This is a genomic window from Pantoea sp. USMM079 (genome assembly GCF_037153115.1).
Taxonomy (GTDB): domain Bacteria; phylum Pseudomonadota; class Gammaproteobacteria; order Enterobacterales; family Enterobacteriaceae; genus Pantoea; species Pantoea communis.
This window is the reverse complement of record NZ_JBBCKX010000003.1, coordinates 230,313-252,807: the sequence shown is the minus strand read 5'-3', so window position 1 is coordinate 252,807 and position 22,495 is coordinate 230,313. Positions and strand designations below refer to the sequence as shown.

The 22,495-nt window shown below is 53.3% G+C and carries 20 protein-coding genes and 3 tRNA genes; 10 read left to right on the top strand and 13 right to left on the bottom strand.

Annotated features, from left to right (window positions below; genetic code table 11):
• The first annotated feature begins 130 nt into the window (after nt 1–130).
• Together WFP70_RS07730 and WFP70_RS07725 are read left to right on the top strand one after the other, a co-directional pair.
• Nucleotides 131–1,309: a serine hydrolase domain-containing protein gene (locus WFP70_RS07730; protein WP_337023174.1), complete on the top strand. Its 1,179-nt coding sequence runs from the start codon at nt 131–133 to the stop codon at nt 1,307–1,309.
• Nucleotides 1,310–1,469: 160 nt separating this feature from the next.
• The gene (locus WFP70_RS07725; protein WP_034826295.1) at nt 1,470–1,964 is read left to right on the top strand and encodes an RcnB family protein; all 495 of its coding nucleotides are present in this window, start codon (nt 1,470–1,472) and stop codon (nt 1,962–1,964) included.
• A 30-nt stretch (nt 1,965–1,994) separates the two neighbouring features.
• Here the strand turns inward: WFP70_RS07725 and pdxR are convergent, their stop codons facing one another.
• Nucleotides 1,995–3,446, bottom strand: a complete 1,452-nt coding sequence (pdxR, locus tag WFP70_RS07720) for a MocR-like pyridoxine biosynthesis transcription factor PdxR (RefSeq protein WP_337023124.1) — start codon at nt 3,444–3,446, stop codon at nt 1,995–1,997.
• 106 nt (nt 3,447–3,552) lie between these two features.
• Here pdxR and WFP70_RS07715 point away from each other — a divergent pair, with 106 nt between their 5' ends.
• Nucleotides 3,553–4,257 (top strand): GNAT family N-acetyltransferase, encoded by a 705-nt coding sequence (locus tag WFP70_RS07715; RefSeq protein WP_160833963.1) that lies wholly within the window; start codon nt 3,553–3,555, stop codon nt 4,255–4,257.
• Nucleotides 4,258–4,289: 32 nt separating this feature from the next.
• On the opposite strand, the gene WFP70_RS07710 is transcribed toward WFP70_RS07715, so the two are convergent.
• The 3 genes from WFP70_RS07710 to WFP70_RS07700 form a co-directional block, all read right to left on the bottom strand.
• Nucleotides 4,290–4,991: a hypothetical protein gene (locus WFP70_RS07710; protein ID WP_337023123.1), complete on the bottom strand. Its 702-nt coding sequence runs from the start codon at nt 4,989–4,991 to the stop codon at nt 4,290–4,292.
• A gap of 199 nt (nt 4,992–5,190) precedes the next feature.
• Nucleotides 5,191–7,482, bottom strand: coding sequence for a phosphatidylglycerol--membrane-oligosaccharide glycerophosphotransferase (opgB, locus tag WFP70_RS07705; protein ID WP_337023122.1), 2,292 nt, complete (start codon nt 7,480–7,482; stop codon nt 5,191–5,193).
• 212 nt (nt 7,483–7,694) lie between these two features.
• On the bottom strand, nt 7,695–8,084 hold the full coding sequence (locus WFP70_RS07700; protein WP_337023121.1) for a tautomerase family protein: 390 nt from the start codon (nt 8,082–8,084) through the stop codon (nt 7,695–7,697).
• Nucleotides 8,085–8,204: 120 nt separating this feature from the next.
• Between WFP70_RS07700 and WFP70_RS07695 the strand changes: the two genes are divergently transcribed.
• The gene (locus WFP70_RS07695) at nt 8,205–9,128 is read left to right on the top strand and encodes a LysR family transcriptional regulator (protein WP_045832974.1); all 924 of its coding nucleotides are present in this window, start codon (nt 8,205–8,207) and stop codon (nt 9,126–9,128) included.
• Here the strand turns inward: WFP70_RS07695 and WFP70_RS07690 are convergent.
• A complete protein-coding gene (locus tag WFP70_RS07690; protein ID WP_337023120.1) occupies nt 9,102–10,115 on the bottom strand; it encodes a glycosyltransferase family 32 protein in 1,014 nt (337 codons plus the stop codon). The genes WFP70_RS07695 and WFP70_RS07690 overlap by 27 nt on opposite strands.
• Nucleotides 10,116–10,531: 416 nt before the next feature.
• On the opposite strand from WFP70_RS07690, the gene WFP70_RS07685 reads away from it, so the two are divergent.
• Complete coding sequence (locus tag WFP70_RS07685; RefSeq protein WP_337023119.1) at nt 10,532–11,482, top strand: YncE family protein; 951 nt, start codon at nt 10,532–10,534, stop codon at nt 11,480–11,482.
• Nucleotides 11,483–11,552: 70 nt separating this feature from the next.
• Here WFP70_RS07685 and WFP70_RS07680 read toward each other — a convergent pair whose 3' ends face one another.
• On the bottom strand, nt 11,553–12,107 hold the full coding sequence (locus WFP70_RS07680) for a histidine phosphatase family protein (RefSeq protein ID WP_058959398.1): 555 nt from the start codon (nt 12,105–12,107) through the stop codon (nt 11,553–11,555).
• 581 nt (nt 12,108–12,688) lie between these two features.
• Here WFP70_RS07680 and WFP70_RS07675 point away from each other — a divergent pair.
• The 4 genes from WFP70_RS07675 to WFP70_RS07660 all read left to right on the top strand — a co-directional run bounded on the left by WFP70_RS07675 (nt 12,689) and on the right by WFP70_RS07660 (nt 17,686).
• Nucleotides 12,689–14,083, top strand: a complete 1,395-nt coding sequence (locus WFP70_RS07675; protein WP_337023118.1) for an MFS transporter — start codon at nt 12,689–12,691, stop codon at nt 14,081–14,083.
• A 77-nt stretch (nt 14,084–14,160) separates the two neighbouring features.
• The gene (locus WFP70_RS07670) at nt 14,161–15,183 is read left to right on the top strand and encodes a LacI family DNA-binding transcriptional regulator (protein ID WP_058959396.1); all 1,023 of its coding nucleotides are present in this window, start codon (nt 14,161–14,163) and stop codon (nt 15,181–15,183) included.
• Between the two features lie 12 nt (nt 15,184–15,195).
• On the top strand, nt 15,196–16,179 hold the full coding sequence (locus WFP70_RS07665; RefSeq protein WP_038649259.1) for a nucleoside hydrolase: 984 nt from the start codon (nt 15,196–15,198) through the stop codon (nt 16,177–16,179).
• 253 nt (nt 16,180–16,432) lie between these two features.
• Entirely contained in the window at nt 16,433–17,686 is a 1,254-nt protein-coding gene (locus WFP70_RS07660) for an MFS transporter (RefSeq protein ID WP_182057222.1), read from the top strand.
• Here the strand turns inward: WFP70_RS07660 and WFP70_RS07655 are convergent.
• The 3 genes from WFP70_RS07655 to WFP70_RS07645 all read right to left on the bottom strand — a co-directional run bounded on the left by WFP70_RS07655 (nt 17,683) and on the right by WFP70_RS07645 (nt 20,281).
• Nucleotides 17,683–18,147, bottom strand: a complete 465-nt coding sequence (locus tag WFP70_RS07655; RefSeq protein ID WP_034826269.1) for a YbaK/EbsC family protein — start codon at nt 18,145–18,147, stop codon at nt 17,683–17,685. The two genes, WFP70_RS07660 and WFP70_RS07655, sit on opposite strands and share 4 nt — an antisense overlap.
• 95 nt (nt 18,148–18,242) lie before the next feature.
• A complete protein-coding gene (fhuF, locus tag WFP70_RS07650) occupies nt 18,243–19,037 on the bottom strand; it encodes a siderophore-iron reductase FhuF (protein ID WP_160868543.1) in 795 nt (264 codons plus the stop codon).
• A gap of 149 nt (nt 19,038–19,186) precedes the next feature.
• Nucleotides 19,187–20,281 (bottom strand): GGDEF domain-containing protein, encoded by a 1,095-nt coding sequence (locus WFP70_RS07645; RefSeq protein WP_034826268.1) that lies wholly within the window; start codon nt 20,279–20,281, stop codon nt 19,187–19,189.
• A gap of 229 nt (nt 20,282–20,510) precedes the next feature.
• Between WFP70_RS07645 and WFP70_RS07640 the strand changes: the two genes are divergently transcribed.
• Nucleotides 20,511–20,795 carry a DUF1435 domain-containing protein gene (locus tag WFP70_RS07640; RefSeq protein WP_097118291.1) on the top strand — a complete coding sequence of 95 codons (285 nt, stop codon included), beginning with the start codon at nt 20,511–20,513 and terminating at the stop codon, nt 20,793–20,795.
• A gap of 109 nt (nt 20,796–20,904) precedes the next feature.
• On the opposite strand, the gene WFP70_RS07635 is transcribed toward WFP70_RS07640, so the two are convergent.
• The 4 genes from WFP70_RS07635 to rsmC all read right to left on the bottom strand — a co-directional run bounded on the left by WFP70_RS07635 (nt 20,905) and on the right by rsmC (nt 22,410).
• A tRNA-Leu gene (locus tag WFP70_RS07635) sits at nt 20,905–20,991 on the bottom strand.
• A gap of 39 nt (nt 20,992–21,030) precedes the next feature.
• Nucleotides 21,031–21,117: transfer RNA gene (locus WFP70_RS07630), tRNA-Leu, on the bottom strand.
• A 30-nt stretch (nt 21,118–21,147) separates the two neighbouring features.
• Nucleotides 21,148–21,234, bottom strand: a tRNA-Leu gene (locus tag WFP70_RS07625).
• Nucleotides 21,235–21,375: 141 nt separating this feature from the next.
• The gene (rsmC, locus tag WFP70_RS07620; protein WP_337023117.1) at nt 21,376–22,410 is read right to left on the bottom strand and encodes a 16S rRNA (guanine(1207)-N(2))-methyltransferase RsmC; all 1,035 of its coding nucleotides are present in this window, start codon (nt 22,408–22,410) and stop codon (nt 21,376–21,378) included.
• Between the last annotated feature and the right edge of the window lie 85 nt (nt 22,411–22,495).

The window sequence follows — 22,495 nt, the reverse complement described above, 5'->3', positions numbered from 1 at the left end:
TTTCTGGCAGGTGGCGATTCTCATCTTCTGTGTTATATTTCGCCACAAACACCCATCGCACGTTTTGCTAAAAATAAAAAATATCTTATAAATCAATTGCTATGAAAACTTTTACCAGGAATAATCGGTGATGCGCTGCATCATTCCGCGATCGCTGCTGTTGTGCTTCAGTTTGCTATTAAGCGCCTGTGGCACGCTGTCACAAACCTCTGCGCCGGTCGGCGATAAAGTCTACCTCTCCCATGCGACCTTCAATGAAAACGTCGATGACATCGTGCGGCACTACATGCAGCAGAAGCAGGTGTCGGGCATCAGCATTGCGATTATCCATCAGCGCCAGCCTGCGCAGTTTTATAGTTTTGGCGTAACTGATGCGGTACAGCGTTATCCGATCACACCCGATACGTTGTTTGCGCTTGGATCGCTCAGCAAAGGTATAACGGCGGAGGTGATCATTGAGCTGGTAGATCGCGGCGAGCTGCGCTGGAACGATACGCTTGCTACGCTGCTGCCGCCGGAAGTGCCGCTCAGTGAAGATGCAAAACGCATTACGCTGCTGCAACTGGTCACGCACACCTCTGGCCTGCCGCGTCAGGATATGGATTTACCGATGTTTATGAAATTCATGGCGTATCTGCGCAGCGGTGAGAATTTTTACGGCAACCTCGATAGCGATGCAGTGCTGAGCTATCTGGCTGATTTTGACGCACCAGCAAAACCCGCGGCGCAGTATTCCAATCTGGGATATGCGCTGCTCGGCTATATGCTGAAGCATCGTCTGCATCAGGGCATCGAAAGCCTGGCGCAACACAATCTGTTCCAACCCCTGGGCATGACCAGCAGCAGCTTCAAACCACAAAGCCTGCGTGGCTATCCGATGCGTGCGCTGGGCCATGCGGGCGACCAGCCAAAGCTGATTCCGCGTGGTGAGTTGACGCCAGATTGGGTATTCAGCAATAACATGGTGGCCGCCGCCAGTTTGTATAGCAACGCACGTGATTTAATCCGCTATCTGGATGCGCATCTGCACAATGACGCCAGCGCACCCATCAACGCCGCTTTTGCGCAGGTCAATCACGGTTACGAGCAACATGGCAATCAGTCGCAGAATATTGCCTGGGTAACAGACACCTATGGTGATCAGAAAATCACTTACCAGGTGGGTTACATTGGCGGTTACTCCAGCTTTATCGGATTTGATAAGCAAAATGGCAATGCGATTGTGGTACTGCAAAATGCCTTTAACTGGAGCAACTATCTGGGCATTGCTCTGTTGATGGACCTGGCACAGAAGAATCAGGCAGAGTAACGAACATGGTTGCTTGCAATTTTACTGCGCCAAAAGTCGCTTTTGCTGAGGTATGCTGTGCAGCGAAATTTGACGCGCAAAACGCGCCGGGGGAACCTTGTGCGTGCTGCACTTGTCAGTAAATTGGACAGTTAATAATTAACCAGAGTGGAAATCACCAATGCGCAGGACACACGTCACCCTTCTTTCTGCAGGAATTTTTCTGGGCGCTTTGAGCCTGACTCCAGCCGCACTGGCTGAAGGCGAGCAAACGGATAACGTACCACCGCCACCTCAGGTGCAGCAGACCGCACCCGACGCACAAACTCAGGCTCCGGCAGTGGATGCCCCGGCCAGCAATGAACCAGCCGAATCCAGCGGTGATGTGGCACCGATTCGCCCATCGCAGAACGGGATGCAAGATGCCCCTGCCGGGCAAAATAATTACGATCTGAATACCATCATTATCGACTACAAAGAGTACAAAGTCGGTGATGTGGTACCCGATGAGTATCGTAAAAAGCAGTACACCATTGTGGAGTGGCAGCCACGCCACCTGCCAGCACCGCAGCCTGGTACACACTGGGCTTATATCAATGCCAACTACATCCTGATCACCGACGACAGCGGCAAGATTGTGATGGGTAAATCAGGCGATATCTTCTTCAAAGGTTAATCCTTTGTCGCGGCGGCTATCAGGCCGCCGCTACTTCACGTCCAGGCATTGCGCGATGCGCGCGACGCCGGCAATGATTTGACTGGTACTGCTGTTGCCATACCCGAGCACCAACCCTTGTTGCTTTTCCTCTCCCAGATAAAACCCCGACAGTGCACCGGGTGCATAGCCGCTGGCCATCAGCCTCTCCACCACTTCTGCATCTTGTTGTGTATCAGCCAGGCGCAACACCAGATGCATGCCGCACTCGCCGCCCAGCAACGACGTCTGCGTCCCCAGGGTTAGCAACAGTGCTTCGCGCAAGCTGGTTTGACGCTGCCGATAGAGGCGACGCATTTTGCTCAGATGACGGCTGTAGTCCCCGCTGTGAATAAACTGGGCCAGCGCTTGCTGTTCGGGGCGATTTCCCCCGCGCAGTAACTCATGCAAGGCCGGACGTAACAGGGCCAATAGCTGGGGCGGCAGCACCATAAATCCAATGCGAAGTGCCGGAAACAGCGTTTTACTGAACGATCCCACATAAATCACCGGTGATGGCTGCAGCATGCCTTGCATCGCAGCGATCGGTTCGCCGCTGTAACGGAAATCACTGTCGTAGTCGTCTTCTATAATCCATGACTGATGTTGGCGCGCTGTGGCGAGAAGAGCCATACGACGAGGCGCGCTCATCACCACGCCTGTAGGATATTGATGAGTTGGGGTGTTGTAGATCAGCCGCGGCGGGCGCTGTTGCCAGTCACGGGTTTGCGGAGCCAGGCCTTGTGCATCCACCTGAATAGGCTCAACGCGCATATCCCCAAGGCGCATGGCGGCTTTTGCTCCGCGATAGCCCGGCTCTTCCACCCAACCTATGTCGCCGCGCTGGCTTAGAAGAGACACGCACAACGTCAGCGCCTGCTGCGCGCCTTCGGTAATGACGATTTGCTCCGGTGTGCAGCGGACGCCGCGCGCCAGTGCCAGATGTTGGGCCAGTGCGGCACGCAGAGCAGGCTCGCCGAGCGGATCACCGTAGCCGAGGAGCTGCTGTGGCTGATGCTGCATCACGCGATTAAGCGTTCGTCGCCACTGGGCCAGCGGGAAGTGTGCCAGCGCGGGAACACCGGGCCGCAGCGCCATCTCCTGGCTTAGGGGGCGGTGGTTGGAGCGAAGCTGCGCCACTCTTGGCGGTAACAGAAGGTCACTGGCGCTGACGTCGTGATTAGGGGAGGATGGCGGTTGCGCGAAAGGACTGATGCGGCTGCCCTGACGATCGCTAACCAGAAAGCCTTCGGCCTGAAGCTGTGCCCAGACGCCGGTTACGGTATTGCGTGACACCTTAAGGTCGGCAGCCAGTTGACGTGTTGAGGGCAAAGGCGTTCCTGCGGAGAGTGCGCCTGTCAGAATGGCTTGTTTAATGCGTTGTAACAGCTGCTGCTGTAGCGTAAGTGCGCCCTCGGGAAGTAACGGTGCCAGTAGCAGGCTGTGCAATTCACTCTCATTCATTATGATTCTTCGTGGATCCATAAATTTCACTGAATGTGGTGCTTTTTAACATGCCAGCGAACTGGCACGCTGTGCAACAGGTATTCTCTGACAAAGGAATTGAGCGATGACGCAACACACTAACCAGTACGGACAACCGGTAGGCGCACCTTTGCCAGAGTGGCAATCGCGCAGTTGGCCCGCTTATGAGACCTTTACCGGCCACTACTGCCGACTGGAACCACTCAGTGCTGAACGCCATGGGCGCGAACTCTATGCTGCCTATGCGCAGGCCAGCGACGGGCGTGACTGGACCTATATGTTTGCTGAGCCTTTCACCGATGAGGATGCTTATCTGGCCTATGCCAGCAAGATCGAGCAGGGTCGCGATCCGATGCATTTCGCGGTGATTGACCTGCAGACTCAGCGTGCCGTCGGAACGTTGGCGCTGATGCGCATCGATACCACGCACGGTTCAATCGAAATCGGGCATGTGGCTTTTTCGCCGCTGCTCAAGCAAACCCGTATGGCAACGGAAGCGCACTATTTGTTGATGCGCTACGCACTGGAGCAATTGGGTTATCGTCGCTACGAATGGAAGTGCGATAGCTGCAACCAGCCCTCACGCCAGGCAGCATTGCGGTTAGGTTTCCAATTTGAAGGCACTTTTCGTCAGGCAATCGTGTACAAAGGCCGCAGCCGTGACACCTGCTGGTTCTCCATTATTGATGGAGAGTGGCCGCAGTTGAAACAGGCCTTTGAGCGCTGGCTGGCAGCAGACAATTTCAATGAGGATGGAACGCAGCGCGCAAAGTTGCAGGCGCAGCGTTAATAGCATGTTGACAGCCGGGCGGGATACCCGGCTCAGTTGCTTAACAGATATTTGGTGGTAAACGCGATCATTGTGGTGGCGATAGTGAACATTATGCGTCTCATCCAGACATTGTCTTGTTTTAGCTCGGTAAAACCAATCTGCATGCGTTGATCTAATTCGTTAAATTTAGCATCGTGCTGGCTGAGTTTTTCATCGATTTTCTCAAACCGCTGGTCGATCTTTTCAAACTTTTCATCTATTTTTTCAAATTTTGCATCGATTTTTTCAAATTTTGCATCGATTTTTTCAAATCTTTCATCGATCTTTGCAAATCTTTCATCGATCTTTTCAAATTTCATATCGATTTTGTCGAATCTTTCATCGATCTTTTGAAATTTCACATCGATTTTGTCGAATCTTTCATCGATCTTTTCAAATTTCACATCGATTTTGTCGAATCTTTCATCGATCTTTTCAAATTTCACATCGATTTTGTCAAACCTTGCATCGATTTTGTCAAATCGCTGATTGACCTCCGTTTCGAACTTGTCAACACGCCCTTCAAGAGAATCAATGCGCTGATTAGTCGCTCTTTGTTCTCGTACTAAGATTTCCGTTGCTTGCGACAAGTCGAATTTGGTTAAGGCATTTTCTTGCTGCATGTCAGCAAAAATATCCACCATGACTTCGGCCTGCTTGTCCGCAACGCCCGCGTCCTGCAAGGCTTTATAGGCTTTATGAGTGTTAAGCATTGTCAATATCATCCTTATTTCCTCTGGTGTCGTTCCATGAAGAAGCAAGCGTATCCAGAGGGTGATAGTTTCTCAATGTGACAATATGGATTTTGCGCGCTACCTCGGAAAAAATCAATGCTTACAATGAGTAACGTGAATGGCTAATAAAAAGGCCTGCGCACAGGCAGGCCTTGGTTTGTGAAAGAAATAGTTCGCGTTACGGCTGTGGAATTATTTTTATCTCTACCATACCGATACCCAATTTACGCGGGTCCTGGCCCGTGATGTTGCCATCGTTGGAGGGCTGGGGCTCCGGCGGTGCGATAACCAAATTGTGGCTGCCGTTGGGGTTACTGAAGTGCAGCGTGGTGGTAGAGAATTCATCACCGAGATTCAGTCTCTGCTCCTCATCACCGACGCGCACCGGGATGGGCCGATGCGCATTAGGGCCATAGGCGCGTGCGGTGATCACCAGATCAAAACGGGCGGGCAACGGATCGACATATTCGATGTTCACTTCCGGTGCCAGATTGGCATTCGACCATCTTCCCCAGCTCTCGGGCCGTGAAATCCCGGTGAAACCTTTCACGCCAGTGGGGGCGCCAGGCACGGTCAGCAGGAAGCTGTCGGCGTTATAGCGAATCGCATTATCTTCAACGCGAATCTGCTGCTCATTGAGTTGATAAGTCGCGGCACTCACCTCGACTTTCGGGAATTGCGCTTTGCCCTTCCACTGCGGTTTATCGATGCGCGTTACCGTCGGTTTTGCGCCCATCTGGCCCATGGCGACACAGAGATCGGTAGAGAGGGCCAAATCAGGCTGCCATAAGCGGCCCATCTTGAAGCAGCGATCAACCCAGACGAATTTATCCGAGGCGGTAAAGTCCGCGAGCTGGTAGCGCAGTGGAGCAGAATATTCGCCTTCTGGCAGTGGCTCGACGCGATCCTGCCCGACGCGGAACAGAATCGGCAATTTGAAGGTTGATCCCGAGAAGCTGAAGGTGTTTTTGGGCTGATCGATGGTGAAGACATCCATCTTACTGGGGAATTTCCACAGCTGAATGATATCGGCTTTCCATGCCGTCACCTTCTGCGCCATGTCTTCAAACTGAGCCGATAAAGATGTTGAAGAGAGGCTGCTGCGGCCGAGTCCAATTGCCTTATCACCACCCAGAATATCCAGCACCGTGGCACCGTTATCCAGGGTGCTGCGTTTGCCATCCAGCACTTCCGCCTGTGGCTCGTCACCACGAATCACCATAAACAGATCGCGGCGCGGCTGCTTAATCAGATACTGATGCGCAGTGTTATTCATAGCCAGATGATCCGAACTGACCACGATGATGGTGTTTTTAAACCAGGGCGACGCTTTGATACGCGCAATCAAACGCGCGACATGCTCTTGTGAGCAGGCCACAGCGCTGAAGGATTGATTGGGTTTTCCATCGTAGCTGTAACTTTTACGCTGACAGCTGCGCGAGATAAAGCCGTCAGGATGATGGGTGTCCACCGTCAGGGTAAATAAGGCAAAACGCTTTTGCTGACGTGAAAGTTCTTCATACTTCTCAAACACTTCGTCCATCACCGTGTCATCGTAAAAACCCCAGTTGTTGCGGTAGCCAGGATCGGCAACCCGGCTCTTTAACTCTTCTGAACCATACATATGTGCGGGCGAAAAGCCGTGTGACAGCAGGAAGGTGTCCTTGCCCGCAAAGCGTAAATCCGCGCCCTGAATAAACCAGTTTTCATAACCGGAGTTCTTCAGGATATCGCCGAGGCAAATATTCTGTGGGTAGAAGCTGGAAAGCGAGGCCGAGGCGTTTCCATCAAAAGGCGCAAACAGGGGAATACCGCATTGCGAAGCCACCATCCCCGCGATGGTGTAATCGGTGCCTGGCAACTGTTCGGTTTCACTGAAATCGATGCTCTGGTCTTTTTCGCGACTCAGTTCCGGCGCGAGTCCGGGGAAAGCATCTTGATCAAAATAGGTGCGTTCAAGGCTCTCCCCGTAGATGTACACCAGGTTAAGTTTGGGTTCGGGAATGGTTTTATTGGGCGTCTTATAATAGTTATCGAAATCAGAGTCGGCCAGACGTGAGTGCGAGGCAATAAGATCTTTCACCTGACGAAAAGCAGGTGTGGTTTGCACCGAACCTGCAGCGCAGGCGATAGCCAGTAAACTCCAGCCTAAATGATGCGGCCGTCTACGGCGGCGTAGCAGCCAGGAAAGCAGGCAAAACAGCAAAAACAGGCCAATGATTAATCCAATGGCGGGCACCACATATTTACTGACGCCGGCACCTGTCAGGCTGTTGGTCAGGGTATACAGCACCGCATCGGTGATGCCATCGCCGGTAAAATAGTTGCTGGCAAACAGCGTGGCATTGAGCACGATAAACAGCGTGAGCAGCACTAAGATTAGGATAAACCAGAATTTATTTCGCCCGGCTTTACAGGAGTAAACGGCGATTGCCGCTAAAAAGAGTACAACCGAAACCAACTCGGACAAGGTTTGATCCTCACATAAATTAGTGACGCCATCCCTGCGCCCTCGGCCCTATTTGGGGGTTATGCGTCAATTTATATGGGCTGTCACAGTGCTGCAACATAACCACACAGAATTGTGCGGCGGGTTCCGATCCGTTTAAGGCAGGTTTAGATTGACTATGGTTTGACCTGGCAGCAACGCACGCGTCGCTGCCAGCGAGGGGCGAGGAGGGATTAGAGCTTGCCAGTCAGATACTGCGCTTCGCCGTCGGCAAAGCTCCAGTCGCCTTTGCTGTTAGTGATAAAACTGATCATCAGATCGTTGCCCTGCACGCCACAATTTTCCTGCAACTCGCGCGCTAGCTCTGCCATGAAGAGCGTTTTCTGTTCTTCGCTTCTTGGGCTGGTGTACACGCGCACCATCACCAGGTTATCGGTCCGCTCGAAACCCAGCCCGGTATCCTGAAACACCATTAGATAGCGTTTATTCTCATGAACAATCTGATAGCGATCCCGCGCGGGTACTTTGAACGCGGTTAATACCGCGCGGTGCGCGGCGTCCAGCAAGGTACGAATTTCTGATTCAGAACGGCCCTGAATCACATCAAAAGTCAGTAACGGCATAAATAAACCCTCGTTTTTGCTCACAAGATAAGAGTAGGATGTGGCTTTATGCTGCCGCTTGCTGCAGGAAAGAAAAAGCGCGCTGGTTGAAATGATTATTTATTATTTTGAACAATCCATATGAAAGAAATCAAAACTGATGCGCTCTGGGTGCATTTGCACTGGCTAACGGTACTGGCTGAACTGGGCAGTTTTACTCGTGCAGCTGAACGATTAGATGTCAGCAAAGCGGCCATGAGCCAAAAGATTAAAGAGTTGGAAGAGATGGCGGGGGTGTCACTGGTGCAGCGCACCACGCGCAGCGTGCGTCTGACCTCGGCGGGCGAGAAGCTGGTGGATGAGTTGCGCGATCCTTTCGCGCGCATCGCCCAAAGCTTTTTCAGCGTGCGTGATGAGGCCGGGCCAGTTCGCGGCCTGGTGCGTGTCAGCGCGCCGGTGGCGTTTGCACGTCAGCAGCTGGTGCCGATTATCGGTGATTTTTTGCGAGAGTATCCGCAGGTGCGGCTGCAGCTGGATGTTACCGATCGCTTAGTGTCGTTAGGCAGTGAAGGATTTGATCTCGCCATCCGCCATAGCCAGACATTGCCCGAAACCCATGTGGCGTTGCCGCTGTGTGAGACGCGTGCGCTGTTAGTGGCCTCGCCGGCCTATCTGGCGCAAAACGGTGTGCCTCAGGTGCCAGAATCGTTGCAGCAACATAACTGCCTCTACTACCCGCGTGGTCTGGAATCGCCACAATGGCGTTTCCGCCCGGTGAGTGGCGGCAGTGAATCCGTGCAGGTGAAAATTCAGGGTAATTTTGCCACCAATAACAGCGAATCAATCCGCGATGCCGCGTTGCAAGGGCTGGGCATTGCCATGCTGCCCGATTTCAGCGCCGCGGCGGCGCTGGCAGCAGGCACGTTGCAACAGGTTCTGCCGCAGTGGCAAACCGTGGATGCTTTTGCCGATCGGCTGTGGGTGGTGCGCCCGTATGCGGCACAGGTGCCACGGGCGGTGACCACCTTTATCCACTGGCTACGCGCGCGCTTTGTTGATGGGTGAAGCCAACGCCATCGCCGCATGCGGCTGCATCATCTCACCCAGCAGGCTGCTGCGGTTGTAATTGCCTAAACGCAGGTTGAAGTCGAGGTGCATCTGTTCGTTACCGCTGAGCTTAATCACCGGTGGTGGTGTCATAGGACGCTGGTTGAACAGGATGGCATGTGCAAACGCCTCGCTTTTCCAGTCGCTCAAACGCTGATAATAGTAAGCGTTGGCTTCACACTTGCGCAGATAGAGATTCACCCGACGATATTCCCGCATCGCCGCCTGTTGTGCCAGTGAACCCAACTGCTGCTGAGGTTGATCAATTTTCTGGGTCAGGAGTGAAAAGTCATCGCGCTTGTTGAGCTCGTTGAAATAATTCTGCTCACCCAGATGTTTGATGGGGGCGTACTGCTTCTGCCATTCACGAATAAACGGGTTATTCGGAGCCGCCGCCAGAAACCAGTTTTCAATCACTGGCGCCAGATAATTGACGGTGGAGTTTTCACGATAATAACCAATCACATCCATGCAGCGCTCTTGATGAGCACGATGTACCCATGAGAGATCTTCAAATAACAGCGTGCTGCAATCAATGGCAATACCGCCGTAGCGCAACAGCAGTTCCAGACGAATGACTTCGCTTTTTTGCTGTTCGCTTAATAATGTTGAGGTGAAAATAAAATCAGGTAAAACTTCTTTTACCGTTAATCGATTGAGCAAATAGATATCGTGATCAGGATTATCTTTGCGCAGCTTTTGAATATTTAACATCATGGATTTCGGTAAATATTCATTATCCCAATACATCCACACTTTTTTCGGTATTTCTGGCAGCGACTTTTCGCCAGAAAACAACACGATATTGTCCTCTTCGCTAGGATCGTACTCCGGCGCGCAGAGCGCAGTATGCTGTTTTTTCTGCAGTAATGTCTGGCTGGTAAAAGCGATTCTTTTCCAGTTCTGCCAGAGCGCGAGCGCTGGCTGGAGACGTTTTTTATTCATGGTGCACCTGATTATTGTGATTATGGTGGCAAGGATTCCCTGATGCTGGCAGCTTATGCGCTCTTATGTTTCCTCACGGCTGTGTGTAAAAAGTACTCACATCAGCTTAATAAAGCATTCTGGCCTTAGAGGCTATGACTTTTTTTTTCTTTCAGATAAAACGGAAAATGAAGGATCCGTTAAGGGTAAAATTTCCCGGAAATAATTGAATGGCCGACTGATTTTATAATTAATCATCATTAGGACTATTCCTAATAAAATAACTTGGCCTTGGCGCTGGCTGCGGCTTAGATAAAAAATCCCCGCATTCAAATGGTTTAAAGCGGCTACATTTTTCGCTGGCCTGGCAGGGATTTGCCCCTTCCTGATGCAGGTTAACTACGCTTAGACGAGGTGGTTAACACAAAGGAGGCACTATGCAGCCACACAACCGTGGGTTACTGGCGGTCGATAAGCAGGGGAATCGGGTTCTGTTTCTCGATCCCGACACCTTTGCCGTGCAACAGGAGCTGAATGCGTTTCCGCCGCGTCCGCATGAGCTACTGATGTTGCCTGAGCAAGAGAAAGCCTATGTGCCGATCTATGGTGATGGCATTCATGGAGACAATCCCCACCCCGGTCACAAAGTGGCGGTGATCGATCTACGCAAACGCCAGATCAGCGGTTTTATCGACTTATCTCCGTTGCAGTCGCCCCACAGTGGCCAATTGGGCCGCGATGGCAAAGTCTACCTCTGCTGTGAAAACAGTGCGGCCGTGGCAGTCATCGATCCCGTTACCGATAGGGTGGAAAAAACGATTAAGCTGCCATCGCACAATGCGCATCGTCTGACGCTCTCACCCAGCGGGCGTAAATTGTTCACAGAGAACGAAGAAGACGCCAGCATCACGGTGGTGGATCTGTGCGAGGCAGAAGGGCGCATCATTGACAACATTCTGCTGCCGGGGCCGATCTCCGGTATCGCGGCCTCGCCGAAGCATCCTTATCTGGTCGCTAGCGCGGCCGACGCGCCGTTACTGTATGTGGTCGATCGCCAAAGCCATCGTATTCGCCAGCGCATTAAACTCACGGCCCATCAACAGCCCTGCCAGGTGGTACGTTTTAGCGCCAACGGTGAGCGATTGGTAGCAATTGGCGATCAGGAGCCGCTCATCACACTGTTTGATGATTTACTCAATCCGTTGGGGGATGTTCCGGTCGGCAACAAACCGATGGATGGCTGTTTTAGTGCTGATAATCGAACACTGCTGATTGCCAATGAAGGCGATGGAACATTGAGCGTGATTGATTTGCTGCAAATGAAAGTGATAGCGACCCCGAACGCCGGAAAAGGCTGTGAGGTGCTGAGTTACTTCCAGTTGAACTGACGGCGGGGCATCTCCTTGTGGCAACGTTCGTCAGGCACATGATCGCGACGTTTGATTGGACGTAACAGGGTTAAATAAACGGGCGGTGGTAAATCGCGCTGCTCCAGTGGCGGCTGCTGGCATGTTTTTCCGCCTGCCAGCCGCGTTTACGCAATTCCCGGGCGATCATTTTGTTCATGATGCCGTGCCCCACCAGTAACACCGTTCCCTGTTTTGATAACGTGACCAACTTATCTGCCGCCTGACGCGCCCGTGCTCGGGCATGAGTCAACGATTCCACATGCCCGGCGTAACCGCATAACCATAACAGTCGCAAAAGAGCGAGCCAAACGGTCAGCGGCAAGTGCAGGCGTTCGAACGGCAGCAGCGGAATGGCCACTTCACTGAAAACCTCATCCACCTCATGCGGTTGCAAGCCGAGACGCGTGAGCGATGAACGCGCGCGGGGTAGCGGGCTGGAGGCGATCACGCGGGCCATTCGAGCGATGGCCATACTGCGTGGCGGCGGCGAGTCGCAAATGTCAGCCAGGTCATAGCCTTCACACCAGTCGGCCAGCGCTCGCGCAGTAAAGCGCCCGCTGACCGGATGGTCAGGTTTACCGTGTCGCATGAGGATGATGGTCATAGGCGCCCTGTGTAATTTTTATCCAGTGTAATGCAGGTGATAGCTGAACCGCACTGGCGAAAGGGTTTTAAGATTAATTCGCAATTGTCATTAAAGCTTAACTGATTTGTGCGAAAAAAAGCGCGATGAAGGATCAGCCACAACTCAGCTAATGATAAGCAACGCTCGTTAATTACATTGAGGTTAATGCGCTGCTGTTGGTTTGAATGAGCTGTAATGTTATGAATTAACGCCATTTTTGCTTTCCAATCCCGAGCTAAAGTGAAGATAAATTAATTATTTTCACTTTTATCACTTGATTTATCTACGCGCGTAGATAGACTGTGTCCACAGTGATAACTCACGGTGCCAGAGACAAAGTTGGCCTTGAGATGACGTGGTTACATTTGCCTGACTAATGCGATCGATGAAAAAAACATCGACGAGAACAGGCGAATGAGTGAATTCCAACACCAGGGAGTTCTTTTGACTTTCATCCAGGTTTGCCTACTGAACGTCTTCACCGGGGAGTTCCGCTTGTTGCAAGGGAACCGTCCCACGGAAGGGCGTTTGCTGTTTTCACCTATTTCAGGGAAAAGGTCATGACGGTACATCAGTCCGTTTCGCAACAAACTTCACTGAGCACCTCTTCAGCTGCTGACATGCGGCTGGAAACCTCTTCTGGCCGCAAAGATTTCTGGCGCGCCACCTTCTCTTGCTGGCTCGGCACGGCAATGGAGTATGCGGATTTCGCACTCTATGGCCTGGCAGCAGGCATCATCTTTGGCGATGTGTTTTTCCCCAATGCCACACCCGCTATGGCGCTGCTCTCCAGTTTTGCCACCTGGTCCGTCGGGTTTATTGCACGTCCAATTGGTGCGCTGCTGTTTGGCTGGATCGGTGACCGCAAAGGTCGCAAGACCGTGATGATCGCCACCATCATCCTGATGGGCGCATCGACAACCTTGATTGGTCTCATCCCTTCTTACGCCACGATCGGCGTCTGGGCACCCGCTTGTCTGGTGCTGTTGCGCTTTACCCAAGGGTTGGGCGCCGGTGCGGAACTGTCAGGTGGCACCGTGATGCTGGGCGAATATGCCCCGGTTGCGCGTCGCGGTCTGGTCTCTTCCGTGATTGCCCTCGGCTCGAATAGTGGCACGCTGATCGCTTCGCTGGTGTGGCTTGCCGTGATTCAGATGGATAAACAAACCTTGCTGGATTGGGGATGGCGTATTCCGTTCCTCAGTAGCGTGCTGATTGCCGTGGTCGCGTTATGGCTGCGTCGCCATCTGCGTGAAACCCCGGTGTTTGAGCGCCAGCAGGCGCAACTGCAGGCACAGCGTAGCGCCACATTGCAGCATGCCGCCGCCGAGGTTGATACCCGCAGTTTCTGGCAGCGCAGCCGTGCGTTCTGGACGATGGTCGGCTTACGTATCGGCGAAAACGGTCCTTCCTATCTGGCGCAGGGCTTTATCGTCGGTTATGTCGCGAAAGTGCTAATGGTCGATAAGTCGGTGCCAACGACGGCGGTGTTTATTGCCTCGCTGCTGGGTTTCCTGATTATTCCGTTTGCCGGTTGGATGTCTGACCGCTTTGGCCGCCGTATCACCTATCGTGGTTTCTGTCTGCTGCTGATGATTTACGCCTGGCCGGCATTCAGCCTGATGGACAGCCGTGACCCGGCGATTGTGATCCCGGTGATGGTCGTAGGCATGGCGCTGGCCTCGCTCGGTATTTTTGGGGTGCAGGCCGCGTGGGGTGTGGAAATGTTTGGTGTCAAACACCGTTACACCAAGATGGCGGTGGCAAAAGAGCTGGGGTCTATCCTTTCTGGAGGGACAGCACCTTTGGTGGCTGCGGCGCTGTTATCGTTCACCGGACACTGGTGGGCGATTGCCGTGTACTTCTCGGCGATGGCGACCATCGGTTTTCTGACCACGTTTGTGGCACCGGAAACGCGTGGGCGCGATCTGAATCTACCGGAAGATGCGATCTGACGCGCAACACGCTGTAAGTGAAACAGTCCCATTGGCCGGTTATTCCGGCCAATGGCATTCATGCAGAGGCAAGAGCATTGGCGAAATCCCCAGGCGGAAATGTAACACGTAGCGATGTGGCGAAAGCCGCCGGCACCTCAGTGGCGGTAGTGAGCTATGTGATTAACAACGGACCGCGCCCGGTGGCGGAAGCCACGCGGCTGCGCGTGCTGGAAGCAATTAAACAGACGGGCTATCGACCGAATGCGGTGGCGCGAGCATTGGCATCCGGCAGCACCAAAACCTTTGGCCTGGTGGTGCCGAATATCAGCAACCCCTTCGTGGCTTCGATGGCGCATATGCTGCTGCAGGAGTCGCTGGATCACGGCCACGTGATGCTGCTGGGGGATGCCGGAGATGATCGCAAGCGTGAGCTGGAACTGATTCAGGGCTTGCTGAATCGTCAGGTGGATGGCCTGTTTTATACCAGTGTCGATCGCCACCCATACATTGATGTGATTCAGGCCAGTGGTACACCGCTGGTGATGCTGGATCGCGTTGCCCCCCGTCCTGGCGTGAGCATGTTGCGGGTCAATGAGCGCGAGGCCTCGCGTCAGGTGACTGAACATCTGCTCAGCCACGGTTATCAACAAGTTGGCATGATCAGCGGTCCGCTGGAGATGTTGAATGCCCAGGATCGTATTCAGGGCTGGCGCGATGCCATGGCAGAGAAAGGCCTGCAGGCAGATGAAGCCCTGATTTTCCCTGCCAGCTACTCGCGACAAGGCGGTTATGACGCTACAAAACGTATGATTGCCAGCGGACAGGTGCCGCGCGCGCTGTTTACCAGCAATGAGGGCCAGGCGATTGGCTGTATCCGTGCGCTCTCTGAACACGGTTTGCGCGTGCCGCAGGATGTCGCCCTGGTGTGCTTTAACGGCACCGATCAATCCGCGTTCCATGTCCCGACATTGACGACCGTACGTCAACCGCTGCGGGAAATGGCACGCAGCGCTATCGCCATGCTGAAAAATGGGGATGGCGAAGCCCAACTGGCAGAGTTCCCTCACTATCTTGAAATCGGTGAGTCCTGTGGCTGCCTGCTTACTCAACAAAAATAAACCTATAACATCATGAAAAGACTGATTATTGATTGTGATCCGGGAAATGGAATTGCAGGGGCGAACACCGATGACGGCCTGGCGCTGGCACTGGCGTTGGCATCACCTTCGCTGTCGGTTGAACTGATCACTACCGTCACCGGCAACACGCCGAGTGCGTTAGGGGCGCAGGTTGCCAAAGATTTACTCCAGCGATTAGGACTCAATGTTCCCGTGGTGCAGGGCGCGTTACAGGCACTCCGCGAAGACCCCGCCCCCTGGCGCGCACGCCTCGATGGCGTCAAGGATGCGAACCTCGCTGAACTGTGGCGGGGCGTGCGTAAGCCGCAGTTGCTCGCGGCAGATGGCAATGATGCCGCAGGCGTAATGGGCCAGCTGATTTGCGATAATCCCGGCGAATTTACTCTGGTGGCGATCGGTCCTCTGACTAACGTGGCGCAGGCGTTGCAGCGTTATCCACAGATGGCTGAATCCGTGGCAGAAATTGTGATTATGGGCGGTGTGTTCGCTTTAGATGATTACATTAAAGACACCAACTTTGGTCTGGATCCCGAAGCGGCGCATCAGGTGCTGCATAGCGGTGCAGCCATCACGCTGGTGCCGATGGACGCCACGACACAAACATTGATGACCCATCAGGATCTTAATCGTCTGACGACCAACGATCATCCGTTACCGCAATTTGTCCGTGAAACGTTGCGCCCGTGGATTGATTACTCGATTCGCACCCGCCATCTGCCAGGCTGCTGGATCCACGATGCGCTGGTGATTGCCTGGCTATTGAATCAGCGCGTGGCGGATGGGGTGGATTACTTTGTCGATATTGAGTTACGCGCTGGCGCAACGCGCGGCAAGAGCTGGCGGTATCGGTCGCCACTGCGCCTGGACATTGGCGTGCCGGAGCAGACCGGGGCATTGGTGCACGTGATGCAGAACGTCAACAATCCGTTGCTGCTGGAGATGATTGAAAAGGCGTTTAATCAACTGCAGCGCTGAATGCCCATAGATGGGGGCGGCACACTGAGGCGCCCCCGTCTTCCTGCCATACCGCCAGGAATTTGCCCTTTCAGATGGCACTGCTGTACGGCGGTGCAATGTTTCACTCGATGACACGCTTCCTTACACCGCGAATCACTCCCTGACAATTCCCCGCCGCAGCCCCCCTTTCTGACATGCTATATACAAATAGTTAACACAATAATAACCAGCGAAATCATTCGCCGGATAACGTTCCAATAAATTCTGGTCAATGAACCGGAAGCTAATCAGACAGGATACCCCTATGTTCAACTGGACTGCGACCCAGCGAAACGTGGCGTTTGCCAGTTTCGCCAGCTGGACGCTGGATGCGTTCGACTTCTTTATCCTGGTGTTTGTACTCAGCGATCTTGCCCAGTATTTCAACACCAGCGTCTCCGATGTTTCTGTTGCCATTATGCTCACGCTGGCGGTTCGACCAATTGGCGCGCTGATTTTTGGCCGTCTGGCTGAGAAGTATGGCCGCCGCCCGATTCTGATGCTCAATATCGTGATGTTCTCACTGTTTGAGCTGCTCTCTGCATGGTCACCGAACTTCACCGCCTTCCTCGCCTTCCGCGTGATTTACGGCGTGGCGATGGGCGGCATCTGGGGCGTGGCATCCTCACTGGCAATGGAAACCATTCCGGATCGCTCGCGTGGGCTGATGTCCGGCATCTTCCAGGCGGGCTACCCTTGTGGCTACTTGCTGGCCTCGATCATTTTTGGCCTGTTTTTCGAGTCGGTAGGCTGGCGCGGCATGTTCCTGATTGGCGCATTGCCGATTCTGCTGCTGCCGTTTATCTATTTTAAAGTGCCGGAATCCCCGGTCTGGCTGGCTGCACGCGAGCGTAAAGAGAGCACGGCGCTGCTGCCGATTATTCGTCAGCACTGGAAAATCTGCATCTACATGGTGCTGCTGATGGCGTGCTTTAACTTCTTTAGCCATGGCACCCAGGATCTCTATCCGACTTTCCTGAAAGTGCAGCATCAGTTTGATCCGCACACCGTGAGCATAATCGCCATCAGCTACAACATTGCGGCGATGCTGGGCGGGATTACCTTTGGTGCGTTGTCAGAACGCATTGGCCGTAAGAAAGCGATTATCCTTGCCTCCTTCCTTGCGCTGCCGGTGTTGCCGCTGTGGGCGTTCTCCAGCGGATCCTGGATGATTGGCATCGGCGCGTTCCTGATGCAGTTTATGGTGCAGGGCGCGTGGGGCGTGGTGCCGACCTATCTTACCGAACTGGTGCCTGCGAATGCACGTGCGGTACTGCCGGGCTTTGTTTATCAGTTGGGTAATCTGATTGCCTCGGTCAATGCGACCTTGCAGTCACGCATTGCCGAGGCTCACGGCGGCAACTACGGCCTGGGGATGGCAATCGTTGCCGGTACGGTGGCGGTGCTGATTTGCGTGTTTGTCGCCTTCGGGCGAGAGACGCGGGGTATTGAAATATCCGGTGCCGTGGCGCGCGAACAGCGTTAAAGCGCCTCGCAGACGTCGACCCATTTCGCCGCAGTCAGCTCAGCCATGCGCTGCGGCGAAATGCGCACTGCACTGTGAATCGAACCTGCCGCGGGCAGCACTTCATCAAAACCGCGCAGGGTCACATCACAATAAACGGTCAGCGGATTTTCCAGTCCAAAGGGGCAGACGCCGCCTACCGGATGTCCGGTCCAGTTCACCACCTCATCCACACTCAACATGCGGGCCTTAGCGCCGAGTGCGGCTTTCAGCTTGCGGTTGTCGAGGCGGGCATCACCGCGCGTGACGATCAGCACAATGGCATCCTTCACTTTCAACGACAGGGTTTTGGCGATTTGCCCCGGCATCACGCCATGGACGCGTGCGGCCAGTTCTACCGTGGCGGTGCTTTCCGGCATCTCGATGATGTCGATATCCGGTGCATGTTCGGCAAAGAAGTGCCGTACCGACTCCAGGCTCATTTTTTTCTCCGGTAAAAACAGAGCCTAAAAGCTGCCATAAGGGGGGAAAAGTGTAAACGGGATAAAAAGAGAATCTGTAACAGAATGCGCGCAGGTTAAACCACTTTTAACGTGCAGTTACCACAGCGTTCCACGTCCGGAATGCGATAGCGCTGGCAGCAACTGCGACGTTCCATCTCGCCATGACGCGGGATCATGGTGCGATAAAGCGGATTGTCGCTGCCATCCAGCAGCGTCTGGGTGAAGAACAATGCCTGTTCCAGCTGAGTGATGACGGGCGCGGATAACTGGCCTTTCAGTTCACCGAGGAACCAGTAAAACGAATAACCCATGTTGTTCCAGATGAGTTTGGCGTTGATATCACCGTGCTGCGTCATGCCGTTGACAGCCGGGATCAGGCATTGCTGAATCAGGCGGTCAATGCGCTGCTGTGCACTCAGGTAACGCGCCTCTTCATCTTCCTGCACATCAATCCAGAAAGCACAGGGATGGCCGTTTTCATGAAATTCCACATGAATCAGATGGGGTGCGCACTTCAATGCCCGCGGCTCCTGCAGCAACATCAGCATCAGCGGGGCCAACAGCAAGCCAAAATACCATTGTGCCCAAAGTGACTGCAGCGGTTTGGCTTCCTGTTGCACATCAGGGTGATTGCGATAGAGATAATCGCTATAGCGCTGTGTCAGACGACGATAGTGAAGCGGAGTGGACCACTCGGCCAGCGTCAAGGTCCCTGCGGGAGCGGCCTGGCCGAGTTTGACGTTATCCAGCATGTAGCTTCGTTGATCACGCATCAGATCTTCCAGTGCGCTCGCTAAGCTGCGGTCGCTCTGCATAAAGATCAGAGGATGGTCGCTAAAGCGATGATCCTGACGCGTGATGATGGTCATGCCGGTCCTGAGTGATAACGGGAATCGTGAGACAAATGATAATCGTTACTGTCAATGCGAACAAGATGTCATCAAGCGAAGAAGGGGGATGGCGCCACTTATCAGGATCCGATGCCGCTCCGTGATAAATGGCTTCGCTCATCTACCGGTTACATCAGGTCATTACTGACTTGCGTCAGCCTCGGCAAATCTTCCCAGGCGAGTATGGTGTTACGCCCCTGATTTTTCGCGACGTATAATGCGCGGTCAGCATTTGCCACCGCCTGGTCAAACTCATCGCCAAAAATAGGCGCGATCCCGGCACTGATGGTGACATGGGTGGAGACCTTTTCATTAAAGCGATGCGGGATTTCGAGGTCCACTACGTACTGACGAATGCGCTCCGCCAGCTTCATCGCAATCGATGCGTTAACGTTGGTCATCAGCACCAGAAACTCTTCACCGCCATACCGTGTTACCACATCGCGTGAACGCACGGCATCACGAATGGCAACCGATACCCGCGCCAGCGCCTGATCGCCCATCGCATGACCGTAGTTGTCGTTGTAGGCTTTGAAGTGGTCAATATCCAGCAGCAGTACGTAATGACTGCCCGCGTGGTTTTCCAGGATGGTGTCGAGGCGATTTTTCAGGCCACGGCGGTTATACAAACCAGTGAGCGGATCCAGCATACTCAAATCGCTAAAACTCTCTTTTTCCTCATATAGCTGGCTAACCAGTCGTCGGGTAAAAGTATCAAAGCGGCGGCGCATTAAATGATGCAGCGAGAAACCAATCAACGGCAGCGTGATCGTAAAAATGATCATCATTAAATGCTGACCATCATCTAATAACAATACGGTTAATACGGGGGGCGTAATGTGTAAACAAAATGCGATCAAATAATCACTGAGCGCAATGGCACTGACAAAAAATACGCTTAACAAGCTGATTATTAAAAAGCTGCCATCAAAATAAAAAACCTGATGATACCTGTGGTTAATGTGCCATGCCCAGAGCGCACCTAATATCATGGCAACAGGATTTAATAGCGGTAATTTCCGTTTTGGCATCATCAGACAAACGGTCAGTAATGTCAGGCTGAAAGCCGCGACAATGCCTACTGGCAGCGAGCTTACCGGGCTATCTGTGCCTAAAAAAGGTAACAGGCAAAAAAGCGAAACGGCGACATTTAAAAACAAAAAGAGCATCAGCGAAAGCCGATATTTGCTGTGTTTCAACTCATCATAAGATTGTAATTTCATTATTATTACTCTTCACAGCCCTGAAATATCAAAGCGCTACCCGTGGGAAATACTCCCGCAAATCGGATAGTGAGCACGTTATTGACGTGTTATCGAAATAGTTATCGGCGGCAATTTAGCATTTTCCAGTAAATCTGTCATCCAACGCATCCCTCGATAAAAAATGCGCTGCAAGATGAGAAATATTGTCATATGATAATACGAATATTTATCATTTGAGGGTTGCGCGATGATCATGGCGATGATGGCTGCCTGCGGCTTATGGGGCGTGAGCTGGATGATGGGTAAGCGGCTAGACAGCGGTTGGGGAGTCTTGTTGCCCTGTGCGGCTTTACCGATTTTTGCGCTGTGGGAGCCGAGTTTCAGCCAGTGGCGCGTGGTGATGATTGTTGCGCTGTTGATGACAGTAGTGATGTTGTTCCATCATCGTCTGCGTCACTATCTGCTGCTGCCTTCTTGCCTGGCATTGGCGGGCGGGGCGGCGGCGGTCACCGTGAATTTCCATATCATCTGATCCTGCTTTCAGGATGACAGAAACGACAACATCACGCTCAGTGCGTGATATTTTCTTTTGATTCAAATGGGGATTTTACTACCAGAAGGGGCAGGCAATTCAGACAACGTGGTGCGAAGGGAGGGACTTGAACCCTCACGTCCGTAAGAACACTAACACCTGAAGCTAGCGCGTCTACCAATTCCGCCACCATCGCATTGTGTTGTCTTTACTTGTCTTGTTTATACCATCGCATTGGTGCGAAGGGAGGGACTTGAACCCTCACGTCCGTAAGAACACTAACACCTGAAGCTAGCGCGTCTACCAATTCCGCCACCATCGCTCAGTGCTATGATATAAACTTTGTGATTATTGGTGCGAGGGGAGGGACTTGAACCCTCACGTCCGTAAGGACACTAACACCTGAAGCTAGCGCGTCTACCAATTCCGCCACCGTCGCGTACCCTGCAACACTCTAAAGTATTGCTAACCACGGAGGCGCATTCTAGAGATTTTACTCTTTGCGTCAATACATATTTCACGACGATGAAACGATTGCTGCAAAAAACAACATTTTCACCGTCGGGAAGCGCAAAATGGGTTATTTACGCGCTTTGGCGCCGCGTCCGTAGACGGCACGGTAGACCTTAAAGCGTCCGGTCTGCGCCAGCACTTCGTGGTTACCGAAGGTCTCATCCAGAATCTGCGGATAGGGTAGGAAGGCGTTAGCCACAATACGCAGTTCACCGCCGCTGTTCAGATGCTTCAAGGCACCACGAATCAGCGTGTTGGCCGCATCGAGGCTGGTTTGCAGGCCGTCATGGAACGGTGGATTAGAGATGATCATATCGAAACGGCCGGAGACATCCGAGAAGACGTTACTGGCGAACACTTCCCCTTCCAGTTCGTTGGCGGCCAGCGTCAGCTTACTGGCTTCAATCGCTGCGGCATGCACATCACACAGCCACAACCGCACGCGCGGGGAGATTTGTGCCATCACGGTGGCCAGCACGCCGCTGCCGCAGCCGATATCCAGCACTTTGCCACGGAAGTGCGGCTCCAGCGTGGAGAGCAGCAGATCGCTACCGATATCCAGACCATCGCGGCTGAATACACCCGGCAGCGTGTGGATGGTGAGGTGCTCGATCATGTAACTATTGCCGTAGCTGCTGGCATCAAAGGTTGGCTGTGTATCCAGACGACCATGATAGAGACCGCAACGACGTGCACTGTCGACTTTTTCCAGTTTCGTCCAGTCTTCCAGCATGCCTTCTGCACTGCGCACGCCGCTGCGGTTTTCACCGACCACAAAGATATCGCAGCCGACCGGCATCAGCGACAGCAGGTTTTGCAGCTGGAACTGCGCTTCTGGCTTGTTCTTCGTCCAGAAATAAACCAGCGTATCGCAGCCTTCAACATCGGCGGCAGTGGCCACCATGCTGTAAACCGCACGTTCACCGAGGCGACGGCTCAGGTTCTGCCAGTGATGGTACTGCTGGGTGTGCACGCGCGATGATGCGGTTTCCAGCTGGGCGGGCAGGTCATCCTGCAGGTCGCCAGCAAACAAAACATGGCGGGCGGTAAATTCATCACTGTGGCGCAGAATGACTTCGCTGGCCGGGGTAAAAGCAGACATGGAACGCTCCTGTTAAATCAGAGCGGGGATTATAGTGCTTTGTTGGCGCATGTTCGATGGGTTTGCTAGCATAGCGTCGCATTCT